19 protein-coding genes and 1 pseudogene are annotated in these 21,178 nt (G+C 51.1%); 14 read left to right on the forward strand and 6 right to left on the reverse strand.

What is annotated here, in order from left to right; all coding sequences use genetic code 11:
• Positions 1 to 412 precede the first annotated feature (412 nt).
• The 3 genes from C5S61_RS20855 to C5S61_RS20865 all read left to right on the forward strand — a co-directional run bounded on the left by C5S61_RS20855 (position 413) and on the right by C5S61_RS20865 (position 2,739).
• Positions 413 to 1,462 carry an S-adenosylmethionine:tRNA ribosyltransferase-isomerase gene (locus C5S61_RS20855; protein ID WP_110518439.1) on the forward strand — a complete coding sequence of 350 codons (1,050 nt, stop codon included), beginning with the start codon at positions 413 to 415 and terminating at the stop codon, positions 1,460 to 1,462.
• Between the two features lie 75 nt (positions 1,463 to 1,537).
• Positions 1,538 to 2,434 (forward strand): aminoglycoside phosphotransferase family protein, encoded by an 897-nt coding sequence (locus tag C5S61_RS20860; protein ID WP_205701453.1) that lies wholly within the window; start codon positions 1,538 to 1,540, stop codon positions 2,432 to 2,434.
• Positions 2,434 to 2,739 (forward strand): DUF1330 domain-containing protein, encoded by a 306-nt coding sequence (locus tag C5S61_RS20865; protein ID WP_110518441.1) that lies wholly within the window; start codon positions 2,434 to 2,436, stop codon positions 2,737 to 2,739. The genes C5S61_RS20860 and C5S61_RS20865 overlap by 1 nt, the downstream gene beginning before the upstream one ends.
• On the opposite strand, the gene C5S61_RS20870 is transcribed toward C5S61_RS20865, so the two are convergent.
• From C5S61_RS20870 to C5S61_RS20885, 4 genes are all read right to left on the reverse strand, one after another.
• Entirely contained in the window at positions 2,736 to 3,089 is a 354-nt protein-coding gene (locus C5S61_RS20870; RefSeq protein ID WP_124033480.1) for a PleD family two-component system response regulator, read from the reverse strand. The two genes, C5S61_RS20865 and C5S61_RS20870, sit on opposite strands and share 4 nt — an antisense overlap.
• A gap of 212 nt (positions 3,090 to 3,301) precedes the next feature.
• The gene (locus C5S61_RS20875) at positions 3,302 to 4,282 is read right to left on the reverse strand and encodes a hypothetical protein (protein ID WP_110518445.1); all 981 of its coding nucleotides are present in this window, start codon (positions 4,280 to 4,282) and stop codon (positions 3,302 to 3,304) included.
• Positions 4,283 to 4,480: 198 nt separating this feature from the next.
• A complete protein-coding gene (locus C5S61_RS20880) occupies positions 4,481 to 5,116 on the reverse strand; it encodes a hypothetical protein (protein ID WP_110518447.1) in 636 nt (211 codons plus the stop codon).
• A 32-nt stretch (positions 5,117 to 5,148) separates the two neighbouring features.
• A complete protein-coding gene (locus C5S61_RS20885) occupies positions 5,149 to 5,931 on the reverse strand; it encodes a sigma-70 family RNA polymerase sigma factor (RefSeq protein ID WP_164689697.1) in 783 nt (260 codons plus the stop codon).
• Between the two features lie 214 nt (positions 5,932 to 6,145).
• On the opposite strand from C5S61_RS20885, the gene C5S61_RS20890 reads away from it, so the two are divergent.
• Positions 6,146 to 6,418: a hypothetical protein gene (locus C5S61_RS20890; RefSeq protein ID WP_110518452.1), complete on the forward strand. Its 273-nt coding sequence runs from the start codon at positions 6,146 to 6,148 to the stop codon at positions 6,416 to 6,418.
• On the opposite strand, the gene C5S61_RS20895 is transcribed toward C5S61_RS20890, so the two are convergent.
• The gene (locus C5S61_RS20895; RefSeq protein ID WP_110518454.1) at positions 6,386 to 9,298 is read right to left on the reverse strand and encodes a CHAT domain-containing protein; all 2,913 of its coding nucleotides are present in this window, start codon (positions 9,296 to 9,298) and stop codon (positions 6,386 to 6,388) included. The genes C5S61_RS20890 and C5S61_RS20895 overlap by 33 nt on opposite strands.
• A 227-nt stretch (positions 9,299 to 9,525) precedes the next feature.
• Here C5S61_RS20895 and C5S61_RS20900 point away from each other — a divergent pair, with 227 nt between their 5' ends.
• Positions 9,526 to 10,233, forward strand: a complete 708-nt coding sequence (locus C5S61_RS20900; protein WP_110518456.1) for a sigma-70 family RNA polymerase sigma factor — start codon at positions 9,526 to 9,528, stop codon at positions 10,231 to 10,233.
• A gap of 85 nt (positions 10,234 to 10,318) precedes the next feature.
• Positions 10,319 to 11,119 carry a hypothetical protein gene (locus tag C5S61_RS20905; protein WP_110518458.1) on the forward strand — a complete coding sequence of 267 codons (801 nt, stop codon included), beginning with the start codon at positions 10,319 to 10,321 and terminating at the stop codon, positions 11,117 to 11,119.
• 79 nt (positions 11,120 to 11,198) lie between these two features.
• Here C5S61_RS20905 and C5S61_RS20910 read toward each other — a convergent pair whose 3' ends face one another.
• A complete protein-coding gene (locus tag C5S61_RS20910; RefSeq protein WP_164689698.1) occupies positions 11,199 to 13,832 on the reverse strand; it encodes a tetratricopeptide repeat protein in 2,634 nt (877 codons plus the stop codon).
• Between the two features lie 708 nt (positions 13,833 to 14,540).
• Between C5S61_RS20910 and C5S61_RS20915 the strand changes: the two genes are divergently transcribed.
• The 8 genes and pseudogenes from C5S61_RS20915 to C5S61_RS20950 all read left to right on the forward strand — a co-directional run bounded on the left by C5S61_RS20915 (position 14,541) and on the right by C5S61_RS20950 (position 21,055).
• Positions 14,541 to 15,140: a hypothetical protein gene (locus C5S61_RS20915; RefSeq protein ID WP_110518462.1), complete on the forward strand. Its 600-nt coding sequence runs from the start codon at positions 14,541 to 14,543 to the stop codon at positions 15,138 to 15,140.
• Between the two features lie 106 nt (positions 15,141 to 15,246).
• Positions 15,247 to 15,948 carry a hypothetical protein gene (locus C5S61_RS20920; RefSeq protein ID WP_110518464.1) on the forward strand — a complete coding sequence of 234 codons (702 nt, stop codon included), beginning with the start codon at positions 15,247 to 15,249 and terminating at the stop codon, positions 15,946 to 15,948.
• Positions 15,949 to 16,076: 128 nt separating this feature from the next.
• Complete coding sequence (locus C5S61_RS20925) at positions 16,077 to 17,447, forward strand: caspase family protein (protein ID WP_110518466.1); 1,371 nt, start codon at positions 16,077 to 16,079, stop codon at positions 17,445 to 17,447.
• Between the two features lie 102 nt (positions 17,448 to 17,549).
• Positions 17,550 to 18,233 carry a hypothetical protein gene (locus C5S61_RS20930; protein ID WP_124033481.1) on the forward strand — a complete coding sequence of 228 codons (684 nt, stop codon included), beginning with the start codon at positions 17,550 to 17,552 and terminating at the stop codon, positions 18,231 to 18,233.
• A 68-nt stretch (positions 18,234 to 18,301) separates the two neighbouring features.
• Positions 18,302 to 18,559 (forward strand): annotated as a pseudogene (locus C5S61_RS27600) (CPCC family cysteine-rich protein).
• A gap of 69 nt (positions 18,560 to 18,628) precedes the next feature.
• Positions 18,629 to 19,105: a hypothetical protein gene (locus C5S61_RS20940; RefSeq protein WP_110518470.1), complete on the forward strand. Its 477-nt coding sequence runs from the start codon at positions 18,629 to 18,631 to the stop codon at positions 19,103 to 19,105.
• Positions 19,106 to 19,279: 174 nt separating this feature from the next.
• The gene (locus tag C5S61_RS20945) at positions 19,280 to 19,825 is read left to right on the forward strand and encodes a hypothetical protein (RefSeq protein ID WP_110518472.1); all 546 of its coding nucleotides are present in this window, start codon (positions 19,280 to 19,282) and stop codon (positions 19,823 to 19,825) included.
• 12 nt (positions 19,826 to 19,837) lie between these two features.
• Positions 19,838 to 21,055: a serine hydrolase domain-containing protein gene (locus C5S61_RS20950; RefSeq protein WP_110518474.1), complete on the forward strand. Its 1,218-nt coding sequence runs from the start codon at positions 19,838 to 19,840 to the stop codon at positions 21,053 to 21,055.
• Positions 21,056 to 21,178 lie beyond the last annotated feature (123 nt).

A 21,178-nucleotide genomic window follows, 5' to 3' on the forward strand; every position in this document is an offset into this window, starting at 1 on the left:
GGTCAGGGGTCAGGGGTCAGGGGTCGAGCAACCGCGAAGATCACGAAGAACGCGAAGGCTGGTTTAGCCACGAATTGCACGAATTACACGAATAATTAGCCAATAGCTGTACTGGTACATTGGATTGGCAATCGCATTCCCTCACCCCCCAGCCCCCTCTCCCACTGGACGCGGGCGAGGGGGAGCCGACCATGGTTTCGCACCCCATGGCGGTAAAAGCAGCCGATTAAAGCCCCTCGCCCGCGCACGGGAGCGGGGTTGGGGTGAGGGGATCAAAACATGGTTAACGCAATGAACCAGTACAAATAGCCAATAGCCCAAAGCCTATAGCCCAACTTTTCTTTTGATTTTCATCCTTCAACCTTTATGTTCTATGTTCTATGCTCTTCTAAATCATGAAAGTGAGCTTGTGATGCTTACAACGATAGATTTTGAATTACCGACCATGCTTGAGGCGGGCGAGCCGCCCGAGGCACGCGGCCTAGAGCGCGATCAAGTGCGCTTGATGGTGTCGCATAGCCGCTCAAACCAGATTGAGCACTATCGTTTTGATCAATTGCCAACGATTTTGCAAGCAGGCGATGTACTGGCAATCAATACCAGCGGCACATTGAATGCAGCCATTCCGGCAACAACCAAGGCGGGCCAGCAATTAATCGTGCATCTTTCAACCCAATTGTTGGCTGAATTGTGGTTGGTTGAAATTCGCCAGCCCCATGGCACGAGCAGCCTGCCCTATCGCGAAGCTCTCGCCGCAACGAGCCTCGCTTTGCCTGCTGGTGGCAAACTTGAAATTCATCGCGGCTATGCAGCCAACGGCGCAACCACCAATCGCTTGTGGATTGCCAGTTTGAGCTTGCCGCTGCCGTTGCCACGCTATCTCGCCGAGCATGCCAAGCCAATTCACTATGGCTATGTGGCCCAAGATTGGCCTAGTAGCTACTATCAAACCGTTTATGCAACCGCGCTGGGCAGTGCCGAAATGCCCTCTGCAGGCCGTGCCTTTTCCGAGCGATTGTTAACGCGGTTGGTAGCCCAAGGGATTCAAATTGCGCCATTGTTGCTGCATACAGGCGTGGCCAGCCTCGAAGATCACGAGCCGCCGTATGCAGAATGGTATAGCCTGCCTGCAACCAGCGCCGACCTGATCAATCGGGCACGCGCCGATGGCCGCAGAGTGATTGCGGTTGGCACAACCAGCGTGCGGGCCATCGAAAGCACCGTCGATCAACGCGGCTTGGTGCATCCGCAAACAGGCTGGACTGAATTGGTGATTACTGCAGAGCGCGGTTTGCGGGCAATTGATGGCATTTTGACGGGCTTGCACGAACCAAAAGCAACTCATTTGGCCATGTTGGCGGCCTTGGCGGGCTACGAACATTTGGAGTTATGCTATCGTGCAGCCTTGGAACAGCACTATCTTTGGCATGAATTTGGCGATTTACATCTGCTCTTGGGCTAATGTCGTTCGTTAGATTGATCTTCGTGCAAGCATTGTTGCGCATAATGCTTGTACGACGTTGTTTAAGGATAATTTATGTCAACGATGCATGCGAATGAGTTTCCAATTGATCAAGCGTTGGTGCAAGCGCTGATTGCTCGCCAATTTCCCGAATGGGCTGATTTGCCGTTGCACAAGGTCGAATCGGCTGGAACTGACAACGCGCTTTATCGCTTGGGCGAAACCATGGTCGTGCGTTTGCCACGCATCGCTTGGGCAATTGATCAAATTGCCAGTGATTTTCGGTGGTTGCCATGGCTCCAACCGCAGCTACCGCTCCAAATTCCGCAACCAATTGCCCAAGGCCAACCAAACGATACTTACCCTTGGCAATGGGGCGTGTATGGCTGGCTCGCTGGCGAAAATGCAGTTACTGCACCACCCAAAAATCCTCAGCTTGATTTGAGCCAATTTCTGCATGCCTTGCAACGGATTGATGCGCAGCATGGCCCTGTGCCTGCTTCGCCAACTGCGCGCGGCGTGCCGCTGATTCAGCGCGATGCAGCCACTCGCGCGGCACTGGCCGAAGCGCAAAATCTCGTTGATGCAGAACGGGTTTTGGCAGTCTGGGAGCATGCAATCCACATTGAACCATTGCAGCATGCGCCAGTCTGGATTCATGGCGATTTGCATGCTGGCAATTTGTTGGTTGTTGATAATCAGATTAGCGCGGTGATTGATTTTGGTGCGTTGGCAATTGGCGATCCGGCCTGCGATTTACTGCCAGCCTGGAATTTGTTCGATCGCCAGACGCGGCTTGCGTTTCGCGCGGCCATGAATGTTGATCAAGCCACATGGTTGCGCGGTCGAGGCTGGGCCTTGTCGGTGGCGCTGATTGCCTTGCCCTACTATCAACACACCAATCCATTTTTGGCGAATATGGCCCGTTATAGCATTGAGCAAGTGCTGGATGCTTGGGCGACGGAGCAATAATGCCAATCTATTTGACCCAATTAATCTATCTCCACCCAGGCCAAACAGCGGTGTTCGAGCAATTTGAAGCCTTGGTTTTGCCCTTGCTTGCGCAGTATCATGGGCGTTTATTGTTGCGCATTCGGCCAACGTCTGTGACAGTAATTGAGCAACATATCGAGCAGCCCGATGAAATTCATCTGCTTGAATTTGCTTCAAGTGCCGATTTTGAGCGCTACCTTGCCGATCCACAGCGCCAAGAATTTTTACATCTCAAAACGCAGTCGATTCGCTCAACCTTCGTTATTCAAGGAACAAAAATTTAAATTGGCAGCAGCGCATAAACCAAATTCAGCGCCGCTTCGATCTGCATCAAATCGAAACAAGCGAGATCAAGATGGGTCAAATGTTCAGGTATATGCCGAAATCCAATCAAAATAATTGGTATCGGCTGCTTTAATATCTGACGTGTATAAAAATAAATTTCTAGTGGATCACGGAATCCCTCGATAAAATGATCAATGATGTAGATCAAATCTGGCTTAATCTGATCAATCGTATCTAAGGCTTGCTGAATGCTATCACAACCAACTATTCTATAGCCGTGTTCAGTTAATTCTTCTGCTGTAGGTGGAATGGCCGCAGTTGGGGCAACAAGTATAATCAAAGGCTGCATCTTTGCTCCATCAACCAAAAAGTTGCGTTTCATGCATGGCGAGCCATCCACACCTCCTGTCGGAGCGTCTACCATGGAATTATCAGACAGATCCTATAAGCTCTGTAATCTTGGTTAGAGGAACATGGTTCGCAGATGTCTATGTAATCTTGTAGTCTCTTGTCCTCAAAAATCGTACCCTGATTCCAAACGATACCGGAAAGCTTGAAGAGTTATTTATCGATGACTTTAACATCAGAAACATCCATCGATGCCATACATTTATTGTTTTTGCAGCGCTCATGGGTTGCAACAAAAAAAATAAGGTCAATATTTTTGATTAATTTCGTGTTCATTCCAGGGAGCTGGCTTCTTAGTTCTCGATCCAGATTGATAGAGATCGGTGACCATCCGGAACTAATCCTTTTGATGATGCGGTTATTCTGAGTTTTCAGGCCTATATCCGCTGATTCGTGGACATACAGGATCTGTGCAATAAAATCCCCCTCGGTTTTGTTCTCGCCGTACATATTGATCACTAGACCCGCATAGCCCGTGCACTTATAAATGAGTCCTTCGCATTCAAGAGCGCCCGCTTCGACTGAGGTGGGATTTACCTGGGCATGGATGTTCACATTGGTGTCAGGGATATCAAGGCTTTGTTTAATAAATATCCCACCTTTGTCGCCAGAATACGTGAGATGCAGCGCTTTGCCCGATTCTGAAAATCCAGTATCAACGATCTGCACGTCCATGTTGCCGCCCGGTTTGTCAATATCTTGTTCCCAATCGACGTTCCAATCGCTGGTGAAGCTGCCATTCTTGGCAAGATCTACGGGCGTTGGTTCAATAACCTGTGTCACTGGTTCAACCGAAGGAATAGTCAAGGTAGAGTCGGGCGAATATACCTCTAGGACACCGAATATTACGATCAGGCTGCAAATTATCAAGCAACATGTCACCATAACAACTCGGGATGGAGGCAACACATAACTCGGCTGGGCTGTTGCAAGCATGTTGTTGAGTTGATGAATCTCATATTCATACTGCTGAATCTTGGCCTGATGCGCTTGGATCTCCAGTTCAATATAAGGGGGAGTGTAGAGCGAACCAAACGAGGCTACTTTCTGTTCGAGAATAGCTAAAGCATTTTTATGGATCTCTATAGATTTTTGTTTTGCGCCTATGCGATTCTGAATCGCCCGCATATCCATCAATCGTACTCCTTCTTAGTCCACCAGCGCCAAATGATTCTGATCTACTTCTATCGATTGCGGTTGGGATTCAGCCCAGCTTAGCATCATTCAGCGCTTCATACAAGACTGCTGGCGAGCGCAAACGACCATGGCGCAGTTGCACTCGTTACCCTAGCCAAGATAGGATCTCGAAATCCTCGTGCTGCCCGCTATGCATCAGCGCGACGCTTGATCGTGTGGGCCGCTGGGGTGGAAGCGCAGTTCGATCGGCGATTCTTGAGGGAAAGCGTCCAGATCAAAGTAGAATCGTTGTTGTTCCTGGCGAATAAGCGTCAGATCAATACCACCGATCGAGGCAGTGACGCGCCAGATCGCTTCGGCACCTTCAACCAATTCCACTGCCAGCTCTCGTCGGCTGCCTTTGCTCACTGGTGGCATCGTCGCTTCCATAACGATGCCGACAATATCGTCGGGCGCTTCGATTGCGTAGGTTGCACCTTTTGCAAATTTCAAAGGTCTGAGCAGTGCGATAATGGCCGTGACGATGTTCGGTGACTCGACGTGCTCCGCTATCGGAACCGCCACAAACTGTGGAATTGTTGGCGGCTTGATCAGCGGCTTTTCGTTTTCCAACTCCTGAATCTGCGTTTCCATCAAGGTGAAATATTCTTCTGCTAGCTCAGGATAAACATCAAACGCCTTAAATAGCATTGCGAACGAAAGATCGACATTGTCGCCAGCGAGCTCTGCGGCGATCAAGGCCGGGATTTGTTCACGCGCTTCTTCTAATTCGAGTGGAGATTTTGCTTTGAGCGCGCGCTCCAGCGCGTCTTTCTCATATTGATTGCTCATTATTGCACCTGTTATCTACGACAAACGTCGCCTTATGCTAGTTCTAGCCATTTTTTGATACGAGGATGCGCGCGAATTATTGCCAAGGCGCGCGATTTTTCAACGCGAATGCGCCGCGCTGTCGTTTGGAGTTGCTCAACCAGTTCACTGGGCATATAGCCTTGGACAACGACGAGATTGATAACTTGCTGCTGAAAATCTGAAAGGATGTTCGGAAGCAAATCGAATATCTCTTGGATGAATAAATCTGTCTCAACCTGGCTGCTTGTGTCTTCTATAGATGCGGTTTCGCGCACTATTTTTTCTTCTCCCTCGCGATCTTCGCCGAGTTGCGCCTGATCAAGGCTGTCGGCAGCCCGTTTCTGATTATTCGCTTGTTTAAGAAAGTCCCGCATCTGCCAGCACGCCCACATCATCAGCGCTTCCGGAGATTTAACCTTGTCTGGTCGGGTGAGCAAGCGCTCGACGACCTTTTGCCCGATATCTTCAGCAAGGTGTGAGTCGTAGCCGCGCTCCATGACTAAGCGCCAGACTAGGGCATAAACCTCAGCACAGGCTTGTTGGGCGCTCGCGGCAATCCCAGGGTCGCGGGGGTTGAGTTTATGTTTGATGATAGCGTCGTATGTGCGGCGGTAATAGTGCTGCTGGATGACAGCCTTAGCCTGCAACTGCCCGTCAGTTTGGGATTGGCGTTGACTCATGTCGGCGGTGATTGCCGCAAGAAAATCCTCCAGATCGTCGGCCCCCACGAGCAGCCAGCTGTAGCGACTTTGCATCTGCCGCCACTCTCCTCGGATCGTTTCTTCAATATCCATAGGTTGATCCTCTAGCTCTAACGGGCACAATCCCGCTCCTTTGCGCTGATGGTCTGTTGATTCTCGCATTGCCTATGCCGAATCGCGTCACAATGGATGCCCGCCAATCCGAATTTGGTCAAAAATTCCGATTTTTCCATGAGACGCAACGGCTTCGGCTGACTCCTCTGTTCTGTCAGGAAGTGCCTGACCGATAACACAAGGAGTTGGCCCTATGAAAACGCTTATTTGTCTGATGTTGGCAGCGACGCTGTTTGGTTCTGGTCATGTTAATTTCCGTCAGGTCGCTACCTCTCCCACCCTAGATTTAGCGTGCGGCAACCCGATTGTCTGCGGCGGCGGTGGCGGCTTCAGCGCGTGGCCATCAGCGAATTCGGTCACAGCCCCCTTGGATCTGGCGTGCGGAAACCCAATTGTCTGTGGCGGCGGTGGTGGCCTGTTGCCGACCTTACCGCTAATCATGCTTGATGTTACGATTGTCGGCTAACATGACCCAATCACGTTGGATCGGTGGCGTGGATACATGCCGCCGATCCGTTCGGCGTAGACCAACGTGCTGGCTTGTAAAAAGGAACCCGCCCCAATCTAACGGCGACTCGCCATGCTTGATGTGTTGGCGCTGGGCGGCGGTCAGCGCCGCCGCAAGGTCTTGCCCGGCAATTATAGAAGCGTGGATGTCGCCAATCAAGGGCAAAATGCGGCCATCGGTAATTGGCCATAAACTTGCCAGCACCCCGCTTGCACCAGCGATGATCCAAGCCCATGTTAGACTGAGATTCTCCTCACCAGGCAGGACATCCGCGATGGCACCGTCGCATGTTGACAAAATAACTTGGGCGTTATTTACAGAAAGCCGCGTGATTTCATCGAGCCACAACTCTCCATCAGCAAAGGCAATCGAGCCAACCACCGCCTGTGACGAACGCACGTTTGCGTGCGTGGCGAGATGGATAACATCATATCCGATATTTTGCCTCAGCGCTTTATGAATCACGGAAAGCGTGCAATCTGGGTCGACGGCGACATGATGGGTTGGGGAATACAGCCGATCGAGCGTAGATAGCTCGCTTTCTACCTTATCCAGCGGCGGATGTCGGCCATCGAATTTGCTGCATCCACCTAGGAAAACATTTCCGGTTTCCCTGATCGAATAATTGAATTCCAGTAACGATATGCTGGGAACGATTTGCACAATCGCCCGATCGCAGAGCCAATTGTCAAGAACGCGCAGCGCCGCCCATGGAAGAGCGTGGAGGATGCCCGCCGGAACAATATACAGGCGATGCTGTTCGTGTAGGCGCGGCTGCAACGACATCGGCAGCAAAAACGCGCCCAGCGTGACAAGTGGCTCCCACGGCACCGCTTGGACACCGGTCAGCATTCCGCCGTTGCGAAAGGTGTATTTCCGCGCCGTCCGGTCGCAGGCAAGTTGCAAGGCAGTCTTCACACCCGCATCCAGCGTTACGCAATGATGATGGATGCCCTGCGAATCGATCATCAAAATGAGCAGGGTCTCATCGAGCCAAACATAATACAACAACGTCCAATCGTCGCCATGAGTCGCTGCGAAGCCAGCCTGGATGTCGGCGAGGTTGACGTTTTGCACAGGAATATCAGGTGGAAAGTGGCGATGGCGGGTTTGGGCGATACTATCGGTGTAGGTATCCAGCGCTTCCTGGAGCGTGGCCCTGCTTGGTAAGAGCTGTCCGGGGGTTGGATGGTTGATCTGACGAATTGTGTTGAGTGCTTCCTCCATCTTGGGATTGGCATCGATGGTTGGCGGTGCCACAAGCAACAATCGTTGCAAGGTCAGAGCGTGCTGGTGTTCGGCGAGACGCAGGATGACGAGCGGGCGGGTCGCGTCAATGGCGCAGTGGAGTGCAGCTCTGTACATCTCTGCCGCCTGGTTAAACAAGCTGCTGCTTAAGTGTTCGCTTGCCAGTTGGCGGCGCATTGTGAACACAAGTTCGCTAGCAGTTTGGTAGTGATTTAGGGCTCCTGCGAAGTCGCCAGCGGCAGCGCAACAGTGCGCGAGACCGTAGAAGGCGCGCCATTGGTGGATGGGCTGCTCGGCTAGGTCGCGTGCCAGCTCGCTTAGAAGGCTCGCAGGGTTATTCTGGGGCAGGGCGTGGCGCAGCGATAGCCAGACCCGTTCCAGTCGACACTCGGCGGCACGCGTCGTGTCACCGTTCCTAACGAAGATAGCGGCGGCCTCGTCCAGGAGTCTCACAGCGGTGGCAAAGCGCCCCTGTTCGACAAGAATGTTGGCTCTGATTCGTTTTGCGGCAGCATTGTAGGTCACATACTTGGCCGATGCGGGGAATTGCTCGTACAATCTCAGGAAGTGCTCGGCGCGCATGCTATCCTTGCCGAGTGCGGCAATGCTCGCGAGATTGAGGTAGCACATCAAGGCGCGCCCTGGCGCAGCACCAACCTCGAAAAGCGCTAGCGCCAGCGTGTAGTGGGCCTGAGCCGCCTCCCAATGGCCGATCTGCTCGTAGATAGCGCCCAGTTCTAATTCGCAACTGCCGATATCGATGATTCGTTGGAGTGCATGAAACTGGTCGCGGGCTTGCTGGCAATAAAACAGCGCGGCGGCGAAGTGGCAACGCAGGTGACAGAGAATACTACGGTTCAGGTTCACGAATGTGAGTTGCAGCGGAAGATCGTTGGCCTCGAAGATTGTCTCCGCCATATCAAGTAGGGCTTCGGCCTCGGTCAGGGCTTCGCGTCGGATGGCGAGCCAGGCCTGTTCGAGATAACAGCGCGCTATTTCGATCAAGTTGCCGTCCTGCCTGAAGCAGGCGAGCGCCATGTCGAAGATCTGGCTGGCCTCCGCGTAGTTGCCCTTGTTAACCAGAGATGCGCCTTGGACACGCAGCAGGCGACCCATGTCGCTGGCATGTCGCCTCGGATCAAAGACCCCAATCCAGCGGTCAACCACAGTGTCGACATCGCCAGATCGCTGGCTATGCCAAGCGCGCGCCAGATAGATGGCTGTGCGCGCTGCCTCCAAGTTATCACCAAGCGCTGAGTACTGATTTATCAGGTCTTCCCAAGCTTCAGTCGTCGTGCTCTGACCAGCCATGGATTCTTGGATGCGCACGCCGCGTTGGCAATGAATACGCCACAATTGCGGCAGACCGTCTTCGGCTGCGGCCTCGCTGGCGCGCATCAGATACGGACGCGACTCAAGCACCCGCTCCCAAGCCAGCAGAGCGATGCCGAGGGTATAGTCGAACCAGAACGGTGCTATGTCGGGCTGCGATGCGAGTGCGCTGGCCTCTTCCACGGCCTGGCGCGGGTTGTGTTCGAGCAGCGTGATGACTGCCATGACAGCGTCTGGAGGGAGGGCTGATTCCAGCATGGATAGGCCTTTCGTTGGCGCGGCATCAGTGCAGTGCGATTTGGTCGATGGCGAGCCGCTTGTATTGCCAATCGATGCGATCTATGGTATTGATGGTAAGTACAAATTGGGCGAATTCTATCATATCCTACAATAGTGTTTGAGAAATGACGGTCTGGGCGACGATCCCGTTGGCCTGGGGCCGCTTGAGCTGCGCTGTCATTTCTGGGCTGTCCTAAGGGAATGCCATGAGTAGTACAGTGTTTATTCGATCCCTTGATGAGCGGTATGGATGGGGCCTGTCTGTGGAGGCGTTCACTGAGTACGTGGCCTTTCTGGATCGTTGCCTGTTAAAAGACTTGGCCGAACGCGAAACGGCGGTGTGTGGCTATCACTCCGATCGTGCGTTGGTCTCGGTGCTCGGCAACCCCAGCCATCCTCAATACGACGAAGCCGTCGGCTATGTCAGAATGCGAAGCCTGCAAATTATTGGCAAGCATGGTGCGCTTTGGAACAAAGATGCAGCGCTTTCCGATGAAGATCTTTGCCAAGAAGGAATGGCAAAGATGTTTTCTAACCTGCACAAATTTAAGTATGAAAGTGCTTTTTTGAGCTGGTTAACGGCGATCCTCATTAACGAGGCGCGCCAGGCGAATCGAAAACAGTCGACAAGGTCGCGTAAAGGCATCAAGGTTCCGTTAGAAGACTATCTGGAAGCTATCGTTTTCCAGGAATCCGTTGAAAGCTCGGCAATCCATAACATGACCATCAAAGATTTCGAAGAGATATTAGAGAATTCCAAAGATTCGCGATTGCTGATCATATTTCAAATGTATCATCACCATGACGCAACCCTTGAAATGATTGGCGGCAGGTTGGATTTGAGTGTCAGTCGCGTTTATTCACTTCTAGAGATCGTTCGGAAATTATTAAAATCGTATCTTGATCAGCAGTGATGCGATCGAAAAATATTGTTCGATCGCATCTATTATAGTGAAGGTATCTTCTATTTGACTATGATGAAATCACATTGAGCGTGTTATGAATAAGCTTGTTTACTCGTGCCGTGATATCCAAGATTGGCTGTTGCGTGATCGTTCTAGCAGCCTAAAACCACCGACGGGAATGGTCGACCACATTCGCCAATGCGCGCTCTGCCGCGGCGCACTATACGAAATGGTGATGTCGGCGCTAGAGTTGCGCGATATCGACGACATTTCTTGCGACGATTGCCAGGATTCGCTGGCTGCGTTCGTTATGCTCGAATATCGCAATCTGTTGGCGGCAGCGAAACATTATCCGCAGGTCTGGAAGCATCTGCTGACCTGCGACGATTGTTCGGATACCTACGAGATGCTGTTTGACACAGTGGCTGCCGAGCCGGAGTTGCTAGAGTCCGAGCCTTGGTTGGCGGAGTCGAGCTTCTCAGCGCGCGCAACAGTTCCGTTGCCGTTGCCTTCACCATTTGAACTTCTCTTATCAATGCCTCGCCAAACTCTAGTCGGGCTGCCGACTCCGGCGGAATTTCGCGGCATCCAGCGGTCAATGCATCGCGGTGTTGAGGAGGAAGAATACCTCCTCCGCCCGACGGCACCCTATCATGCGAAGGAGCTTAGCGGCGACCTTAAGGTATCGTATGATCCTGAGTCCGAGCTGTGGACAATCAGCCTCACTTTTACGACTCCAGTCGATGGACGCATCCAGGCCACGGTTGGCACTTATGTTAAGACGATTGAGATGTCCGGCGACAAACTCGCTGTCTTCCCCGGTATTTCGTCAGATGACTTGATCTCCGATCATACTGATCTGATTCTGACAATTGATAGCGTGGCGAGCGTCTGATCGTCGCTAGCTTCCGAAGAAACAAACCGCCGCTTCAGCTTGCCGCAGGCGCGCAATCTGAAGCGGTCAGTAAACCCCATTACTCTTTGGAGTTCTCGCCGCTGCTGGCAGCGCTCAGCAACCGCTTGTAGCGCTCAAGCGCCGGGTCGGATTGGTTCCGCAGTCGATAGACGAAGACCAAGATGTGCAAAGTCAACGTATAGTCGTTTGTGTTGCCAGTGATGACGGTATACTCTAGCAGCTGGTCGAGGTGCTCACAGGCTAGCGCGTATTGTCCCTGCTTCAGGTAAATATCAGCCAGACTCTTAAATACCAGCGAACTAAGGAATACGTTATCCATATCTAGGGCGAGCTTTTTAGTCAGCTGGAAAACCCGTACGGCAGTTTCAAGAGCGCCATCTTTTTGATGGATCAGACCGAGTGCCCACATTCCCATCCCAAAGGCGACGGGATTCTGTAAAAGGCGCGCGGTGTCGAGGCTGCGGTAACAACATGTAAATGCCTTCGAGATATTTCCGGTCGCACAATAGACCGCCGCTAGCAGCCTGTGGATGTCGGTGAGCAGCAGTTGGTTATCAATTTTGTGAGCGATTTCCTCGGCACGCAACACATCTTCCAACGCTCGACTGCTGCGGTCATACGCAAGCTCTAGCATTCCCCTAAAATAGAGCGCTAGAGCTTCGCTGGCTTGGTTTTTGACCAACTGGCTGATTGCTAATCCCTGTTCAATCCAGTTGCGGGCTTCCAGATACTTGCTGCGCAGCAGACAATACTGTCCCATAAAAATCCGTGCGAGTCCTTGCAGCGGGCGGCTGCCAAGTGCGTCAGCGATCACAAGCGCTTGCTCCAGGTCGGCAAGCGCTGCCTGATGATCGCCAATACGGTTGTAGATTGCGCCGCGCTGGATGCGGATTTGCGCTTCGATATATCGATTACCTTGAATCGCGACCAGTGCGAGCGCGTTCTCGTAGATTCCGAGCGCAGCCACGTAGATTCCAGAACCGCTGGCTAAGGCTCCAGCATGGACGAGGACTGCCAGCTCGCCACTCGGATTCTGCCAGACCCGGTAGCATTGACGCATAAGCATGAGCTGATTAAAGACGCTGGCATCCCCAGTTTGACGGCACGACCTAGGTACAGAGCAGCTGGATGGGTCTGCAATAATGCGGAGGGCGGTTATGCGATTGCTGGTTATTTGCTGATAAGATTCGATTGCTTGTTCGCAGTCGTCCAGCGCCAGCCAGGCAACACTAGCAAACTGTAAGGCCATAACCTGTGCAGCATAGTTACTCTGCTGACTTGCAAGCTTGCAGGCTATGTGGAGCGTTTCTAGGGCAGCACGGTGTGTACCGCGCAAACAATAGACCTGGCCGAGTTTAATCAGAGCACGGATCTCCGCGTCGCGGTCGCCGAGTAGCCGTGTGGCTCGAAGCCATGCTATGTGACGCATGAGCAGTTCTTCGCGTGGCCAGGGACGCAGCATATGGATATCAGCCATGGTGCTCGCTAGGACAATCAGTTGGGCGGCATAGGTAGGGTTCGTTGCTCGCTCAAGCAGCCATGCCCAGGCCATATCAAGATGGGGTCGTTCGCGATCGAGGGATTGAAGCGCTTGTGGACGCTGGTACGGCTGGAAGACCCGCTGCCCAACAGCACTAGCCACAGCGATCGTGTGTTCGAGGTAGCGCTTCATACAGCGGGCAGATTCGCGATGGTTAAGCAGCCGCAGGGCAAAGCTGCGCACGAGATTGTGCATGGTATAACGCTTGCGTTCAGCATCCCAGACCAGCAGGCCGCAGTGCGTTAGGCTTTCCAGTAGATCGTAGTTACCAAGGCCGAGAACTGTTTGGGCCATGGATCTGGTGAAACTCGCCACAATCACACTGATCTGGAGAAGCCCTCGTTTTTGTGCCGGACTCAGCAGTTGATAGCTAAGATTGATCGCGGCTGCGATGCCAGAGTGAGAATCGCTGTCCGCCCATGCGCCACCCTCAGGTTGCAGGCGCAGTCGTTCGAGACGTTGTTTGTGCGCTCGCAGCCGCTCTAGGTAAACTCCTATCGCCTGAGCCGGGGTTTTCCTAAGCCCTCTGGCAACGATTATCAACGCCAGCGGCTGATAATCGCAAAGCTTCGCAAGTTGCTCAGCCTGAGCGCCGATCGGCTGGTGGATGTTGAGGACCAGTCGCATCGCTTGGTCTGGTGAAAGCATTCCAAGCTCCACGCTGGCGTTAGCTCCATGTTCGTTTGGCAGGCTGTCACGACTGGTAACCAGCAGTGCGCATCCTGCCGGAGGGCGCAGGATGTGCAACTGGCTTCGATACTGCACATTATCCGCTACGACGAGGACGTTTTCGTTTTCCAGCAGACCGCAATATTGCTGCTGCAGTGCATCAAGGTCATCGGACAAAGGCATAGCGCAGGCGGTCAGCATACTTATCACGCGCTGAAGAATAGCGATCTTCCCGTGTAGATCGTTTGGCTCGCTGCCTATCTCAACCAGTATTTGGCGGCGGAAGCGCGATCCGAGGCTTTCCGCCATCTTGAGTGCCAATTCTGTCTTACCATACCCAGCCATGCCGTGGATAAGACAGACCGGCGCGAGGTCGGCCCGATCTAGGTAGTCGGTGATAGCCGCGATCTCAGCGTCGCGGCCAATAAAATACCTGCTCGCGGCCCGCAGGCGCTCCGATTGGATATGACTGTAATAGTTCACCGTGTTGGCGACGAAATCGTTTGAATTGCCAGATGAGTCATAAACTTTCTCCCGACGATTGATAGAAAAATGACATAGATCACACCACTAATGTTGCTGATGCATGCGATAAGATACAAGCGGCTGTACTATAAGATGCGTTGAACAGCGAAATTTTCGCTTAAGCAGTATCCTCCCGTTAAGTGGGTCAACAGATCAACCAATTCCTCAATACTCCTAGATTGCCTACCGGAGTTGCTTTAGGTGCATCATTTGACCTGCCGTAAGTCCGTTGCTAACCGGAATGAGGGCGCAGGCCACGGCGATCTTAACAATGCAGTAATTGGGCGGATCCGGTAGTACGGTGAATGCGGTCTAGAGCCGATTTCTAGCTCAATGAGACCAGTTGCTCAATGGACTGCCGCGAGAAGACTGACCCGCTGACGTTGCACGCACCCTGCCATCGTGTATCTCTTTCTTGAGTAGGTCGATGGCCGATTCTCTCAATCGGCGGTTTTACACACTGCCTGAAATTATGCGCAATAAGTGAAAATTTTTTCCCGAGTCGCATCTCATAAAGTAGAATCAATTATGGGGAGGGTTCCGATGTATTGTTCGGCTTGTGGTGCAGCGACCAATCAGGATACGGTAAAGTTCTGCTCGAATTGCGGTAACAGTCTTACCCGACCACCGCATGAATGCTATATATAAGAATGTAAGGAGGATGCTATGGCTTTCGACGATCTGGCGGAGATGCGCAGGGGCGCAGAAGCTTATGTGGCCCAAGGCATTGCGATTATTAATAAAATGAAGAAACAGCAAGATAAAATGGTTGAAAAGGTCTTGAAAGAATTTGCCACCGCATTGTGGGGAAAGAATAAGGTTTTTTTTTCAACGCCTATCTGGAGCTATCAATCGATTAACTTCCCCGGAAAAGAAGCCTGGACAATTGCAAAAAATGACTATAAATCGGCTGTAGAGTCTATGCTTAACCGCTATGGGCAACAGGCTTGGACTGAGATTGGAAAAATCCCGCTGTCGGTTGAGCAGGATTTTTCCGTACAACCAGTCATTGATATGGATTTGAACCCATTTTATAGTATTTGCATTGGCGGGGAAATCCCTCAGCTAGATTATATCGGTATCAGGTCGGCGGACGATACCCGCGCCTCGCTGGAAGAAGCTTTGAGGAAATTACATGATCTGGTTTGCTTAAATAGACAATCTATTGAAAACGTTCCACTTGGCAAACAGATGGTCTATGGGGAATTTATTCTAAAACGAAAAGGCATCACCTTAGATATAGGCCCATGGATGAATCCTAAATAAAGACTGCTACTTGGCTATGTTTGGTTATAATTTCATCGCAAGCACAATTGCGCGGTAATTAATTGCCATAAAACTGATCGTGGCTTGATGCTCAGGGGATCTGACGATGGATTACGCTCATTATGACAATGACAGCCTTAATGAAATGCTGAACATTCAGTTCAAGAATTTGAAGATTCTAGAGAGTCAGGCGGCAAAGCAGGGCATACTGGTTTCGCTGGGCTTACAAAATGAGATTAATCATGCTCATGATATAATAAATGCGATTCAAGAAGAGTTGTTCAAGCGAAAAAATGAAGTAAGTTTCCACGATATGGAAGATTACTTGATTGAGTCGACATCAATTATCGAAAGATTGTCGACGGAAACTGGGAAATTAACTGATAATTTTTTAAAATATACGCTGGAAGTGAAATCTGGTGCCAATAGAGATAAGATTATTCGATTCATATTTATGGATATTGATGCGTATGCGCGATCTCTGCATTCGATGAATGCTAGTCTGAGAGACCGAATTCGAGATTTTTCTCACCTGTTTTCGGAAAGCGTCGTCTACTCTAAAATGAATCAATCAACAAAGAATAGCATTGTGAACGGATTAATACACGGCATTTCGGTGGTAAAGAATGCAATTGCTGCCGTGAACGATCTTGTCAGATCGCTGGAAAATGCGGCGCGTCAATACAAAAATGCTGGCATCGACGCATTATCAATAGACAACGGCGTTGATGAGGTGAAAAGAATGACTGAAACAATGATTGTGATTGAAAGAAGGTTTATGACCCTTCTGTATAAAGTACAGGACTAAGCATGATCAGTGAGTGGCTATGTAACTACGGTGTATAGCCACTCACTAATCATGGTTCCAAAGCCATTGGCATGGGAGCTGCCGGTAAGGGGTGCATCGCATTGTAGGCATGCGAAAAGGAGCATTTCATGGGAACCTTCGAGAATGGATACGCTCTACTTGTTGGCGTGGGAAATCATCGCGATGATTATTATACCCTACCAACGTCGGTCAACGACGTTTATGCGATCGAAGCAATCCTTCGCCATCCATCACGCTGCGGCTATCCCGCGAATCAGATTAAACTCCTTCATGATGATGCAGCGACGACCCAAGGCATCCGCGAAAATCTCACTTGGCTAAAAGACTGCGCCCATCGCGACCCTAGCGCTACGATCATCTTTTATTATTCTGGCCATGGGATTCGTGACGAGCGCACGGACGAGTATTTTCTCTTGCCCCACGATGGTTTCGACGCTGCGACAGGCCTGACGGCCACCGAACTCAGCGAATCCTTGCAGGCTATTTCTGCGCAGCGCTTGCTGGTGCTCCTCGACTGCTGCCATTCGGGCGGCATGGCGAAGAGCGGAAACGGACTCGGGCGCGATGACAAAAGCCAGTGGGCAAAGGCGGCACCTGACCCCTATATATTAGAGGCGCTTCGGCAAGGCACGGGACGAGTTATTATTTCCTCATCCTCGGGTAGGCAAAAGTCCTATATTCGCAAGGATTTCACCCTCAGTATTTTCACCTTCCACCTTCTTGAGGCCCTACAAGGATCAGGTAATCTGCCAGGTTCGCAAGAGGTCAGAGTGAGCAATCTTATGAATTACCTGAGCGACCAAGTGAAGCACACAACATCCCGGGAACACGGGAAAGAACAGACCCCCTTTATGCAGGCTGCCGCCGAAGATTTCCCAATTGCCTTGATTCGCGGAGGCAAGGGCCTCACGAAGGGTGGTTGGGAAGCCGAACAGGCCGATGCCCACGCGGCAATTGAGGCCGCCGCCACGATCAACCGCAGCGCAGTTGTCTCGGATACCACAGTCCATGGCGATATTCGCCAATCAATCACCACAACTGGCTCAATCATCGAAGGCGATTCATATGGGGGCAATAACGTGAAGGGCGATCAAACGGTTAACGAAAGCACCATCACGATCAGCGGCAGCACGATTCATGGGCAAATGACAGGTATCAATAACCGCACCATGGCCTACACTGGTGGCTCTTCTAGCGCCCATACCCTCGAATATCGGCTTAGTATTGAATGCAACACTGTTTTGAGCCATAATCAAGATAACAGTATTCTGGTCCGTTTCTACAACACCCAACCGGGAACGCGGTATCGCGCCGAACTACGGGCTTCTGGCATCAAGGAGTCCTGTTATTTCAAGGGTTCCGAGGTGGTATTTTATATTACCCCTGCGCATCTGGGGAGATTAGATCTGCGGGCTTTACTGTACGATACCGACGAATCCCAAATTGCGCAGGTAATGCGCTCTGTTGATGTTCGATAGCCCAATGAAACGTCCGCATGTTGGCATCATCACCGGCTGGCTATGCCGGCCAACTTCATTAATCTCACTGCTCGCACCAGTGAGATTTCTGCGGAGGTTACCATGAGGGACACATATCAGTATCTAGATGTCGGCACGCTTGAGAATATCCGCGCTATTCAACGAAACAACTTAAGCTATCTTGCCGTGCAGGCGGAAAAGTTCGGCGATTTATTTTTGCCATTCTATATTCAGAATCAGATCGAAGATACGAAACAGAATATCGACAGCATTAACGAAGAACTGGCTCGGCGTGGCATTGCCAGCAACGATCCACCGCCGGGCACGATGCTGCGGGATATTGTTAAATATTACGTTGATGCCCGAACAATTAATATTGAGGGTGGCGATTACGCCGATACGCTTAATAAAAGCTCTATCCCGATTTCCGATAGTACGCTTAATGGGATTATCGCCGGCGTAAACCATGGTAGCATGAAGGCACAACAGGATATCGAGCCTCCGATATCCCAGGCGAACGTGCTCCGCCGAGCCTACGCGGAAGCGCAGCAGCAAGCCAGACTGGCCCGCAATCAGAATTTGCCTACGGCGCGGGCGCTGGTGAATGCGGAGTTTTCGCTTGAAATGGCAATCCAGGCCGAAACAACTGCTCGCGCCAACGAATGCCAAGCCGCTATCGTGCAGGCACGACAGGATATCGCATTAATTAGCGACCAATCGTCGGTTCAGGAATTACTCCGCCTTTTGGCGAAACTGCTGGAGGAAACTGGGCCACGACATCATTAAATGGCAACCTGATTGATTTCGGAGCATCAATGCTTGAGAGGTTTATTAATTGAGAGAGTCATTAAAATATGAGTCTAAACAAACCTATTCGTTATCCTTGTCCATGCTGTGGCTACAAAACTGTCGAAGATCCAGGCCGTTATGATCTCTGTGCAGTATGTTGGTAGGAAGATGACGAACTCCAATCAGACAACCCAGACTATCGTGGTGGTGCAAATGAAGAATCATTGAACGAGGCTCGCCTGAATTATCAGCAATATGGAGCAATTTCATTGGGTTCTAAAATATATGTTCGTCAACCCCATCCCGATGAGTATCCAGATTAATGTCATGAAAGTCTAGTCAAAAATGCCTGAATGTTTCAGGTATTTGTTGCTCGATTGGGAGATTTGAGCATGGAAAAATACTACAATCGCATGGCATTAATTGAAGCCTACATTACAAACCAAAACCCCTATGGCCACGAGGACATTCGGCGCTTTAATACTCGACGCTTAGCTGCATTAGAGCAGGCTTTTGATTTAAATATCTCAGAAGCAGGGATTAAAAATAAAGCCAATCGTCACTTATGGCGATTATTTAGCGCTACAATCGATTCGTACCGCAGCATCCGCACTCCTGGTAGCAATTTCATGGATGGCAGCTTAATAATGAAGCAAATCGATACGCTGGGAACGCAAGCAGCAACGCTATGCTCACATTGGCAGGCGATTGATAGTGCCGCTGCCGCTAGCAAGCACAGTCATCTGGCCATGCTCGACGAACTGTTCAAGCTGCTTTGGGGCGAAATTAGCCTCGTCGTTACATCGCAACAGCTCAAGCAGCGTGGCTTCGATGATACTCAGGAGCCAAATTGGCTTGATTATGAATAAGTAGCGCCTCGATTGATGTGATAATTGCGGCCAGATCGACAGGTATTCGTCGATCTGGCTTATTTTTAACCCCAAAAATAGGTCAGAAATTAAGCCTTGACAACTAACGATAGTTACGTTATGCTATCTTTATCAACTAACGATAGTTACGTTATCTGTAAAGGGGCTCGAACGATGGCACTGTTTGACCATACACTAGCCGAGGAAATAACCGCCTTAGTGCTGCAACGCTACCGCAGTTTGGGCCATGCCTTGGGCGCAACCACGTTGGCCGAGGAAGCAGCAGCCGAAACCGCCTTTCAACATAATTTAAATTTGTTGATCGAGGTCGCTAACGGACGACATATGCGCAACGAAATTATGTTGCGGCGGATTGAATTGGCACTGGAACAATTGCTTGATCTGTTGTTGGGCAACGCACTTCAAAGCAAAGCGGTTTTTCCTGAAGATTTTTGGCAGAGCGAGATTGGCATTTTGGTTTCGCGCACACGCTGGTGGCTCTCCGCCGAAGATCTGATCACCATCAGCAATGCAGCGGCCTTGGCCTTTGGCCAAAACAACCAAGCCAACCGCATGCGGATTGCCCGCGCGATCGACAACGGACTTTTGGATTGGGTTCCCGATCCGTCGGTTGCCAACCCACAGCAAAATCGGCGGGTCTTGCGTTCGCAAGTTGAGCGTTTGCGCGATTTGAGCCGCTTGCCAGAGCTTGGCGATTAACAAGGAGTCATCATGAGCCAGTCAATTCCCCAAACTGCGGTTGAATTAGGCTTGATGCAGGGCTTTCCACCTGCATCAAGCGTCCAACATTCGCAACAATTGCTCAAGCCCTACAATCGCTGGAGTTTTCAAAACATTCAGTTGCTCAATCCGGTGGCCGATGTGTGGCGGTGCAATAGGCCAAGCAGCGAATTTCACTACGATTTACAGAATTTGGATGCAATTCAGTATAAAAATTATCTTGGCCAAGAATTTAGCTTCAACGATATGGTTGAGCAAAGTTACACCGATGGAATTATGGTTTTACACCGTGGCAAGGTGATTTATGAACGCTATTTGAATGGCATGCAGTTTCAAACCTTGCATGCTTGGGCTTCGGGCAGCAAATCGATCACTGGAACTTTGGCGGCGCTGCTGGTTGCTGAGCAATTGCTCGATCCGCAGGCAACAGTTGCCAGCTATTTGCCCGAATTAGCCGACAGCGGTTTTGGCAGTGCAACCCTCGCCCATGTGCTTGGCATGAGCACAGCGGTTGGGTTTAGCGAGCAAACTGGCAATTTGGTCACTGAAAATTTCAACTATGGCGTGGCGTTGGGCTGGAATGCGCGGCCTAGCGACTATGACGGCCCAAGCAATGTCTATGAGTTTTTGCCGACGATGCTGCAAACTGGCGAACATGGCCAGCGCTTTAACTATCAAACCCCAAACACCGATGTTTTGGCCTGGATTATCAAGCGCGTGCTGAATTGCAGTTTGGCCGAGGCAGTATCGCAGCATATTTGGCGCAAACTTGGCGCTGAGCGTGATGCGCTGTGGGTGGTCGATTCGGCGTGTGCTGAAACCGCAGGCTCTGGTTTTTGCTCAACGCTGCGCGATATGGCGCGCTTTGGTCAAATGTTGCTGAATCGAGGTTCATTCAATGGTCAGCAAATTCTGCCCGCAGCAGCAGTTGCAGCGATTGAGGCTGGTGGCGATCAAGCGGCATTTGCCAACAGCGCAATTGCTCACCCAAGCAATGCCAACTATTCCTACAATTATCAATGGTGGCACACCCACAATCAACATGGAGCCTATATTGCCAATGGCTATGGTGGGCAGATGCTTTACATCGCGCCCAAAGCCGAGCTGGTGTTCGCCAAAATGAGTTCGTATCCCACGCCTACGCCCGATGGCTCGGAATTTTACGCCGCAATGGGAGCCATGCCAAGCTTAATTGCCGCCTTAAAATAAGCAATCCTTTAAGCGCCATGCGCCCCAAACCATTTAGCGAACGATCAATCGTTCTCTAGACCCATACTCCAAACGCACGATTAAGCTATGCTAATCACCAGATGATCAATTGTTGATAGCAAA

The organism is Herpetosiphon llansteffanensis, from assembly GCF_003205875.1.
Taxonomy (GTDB): domain Bacteria; phylum Chloroflexota; class Chloroflexia; order Chloroflexales; family Herpetosiphonaceae; genus Herpetosiphon; species Herpetosiphon llansteffanensis.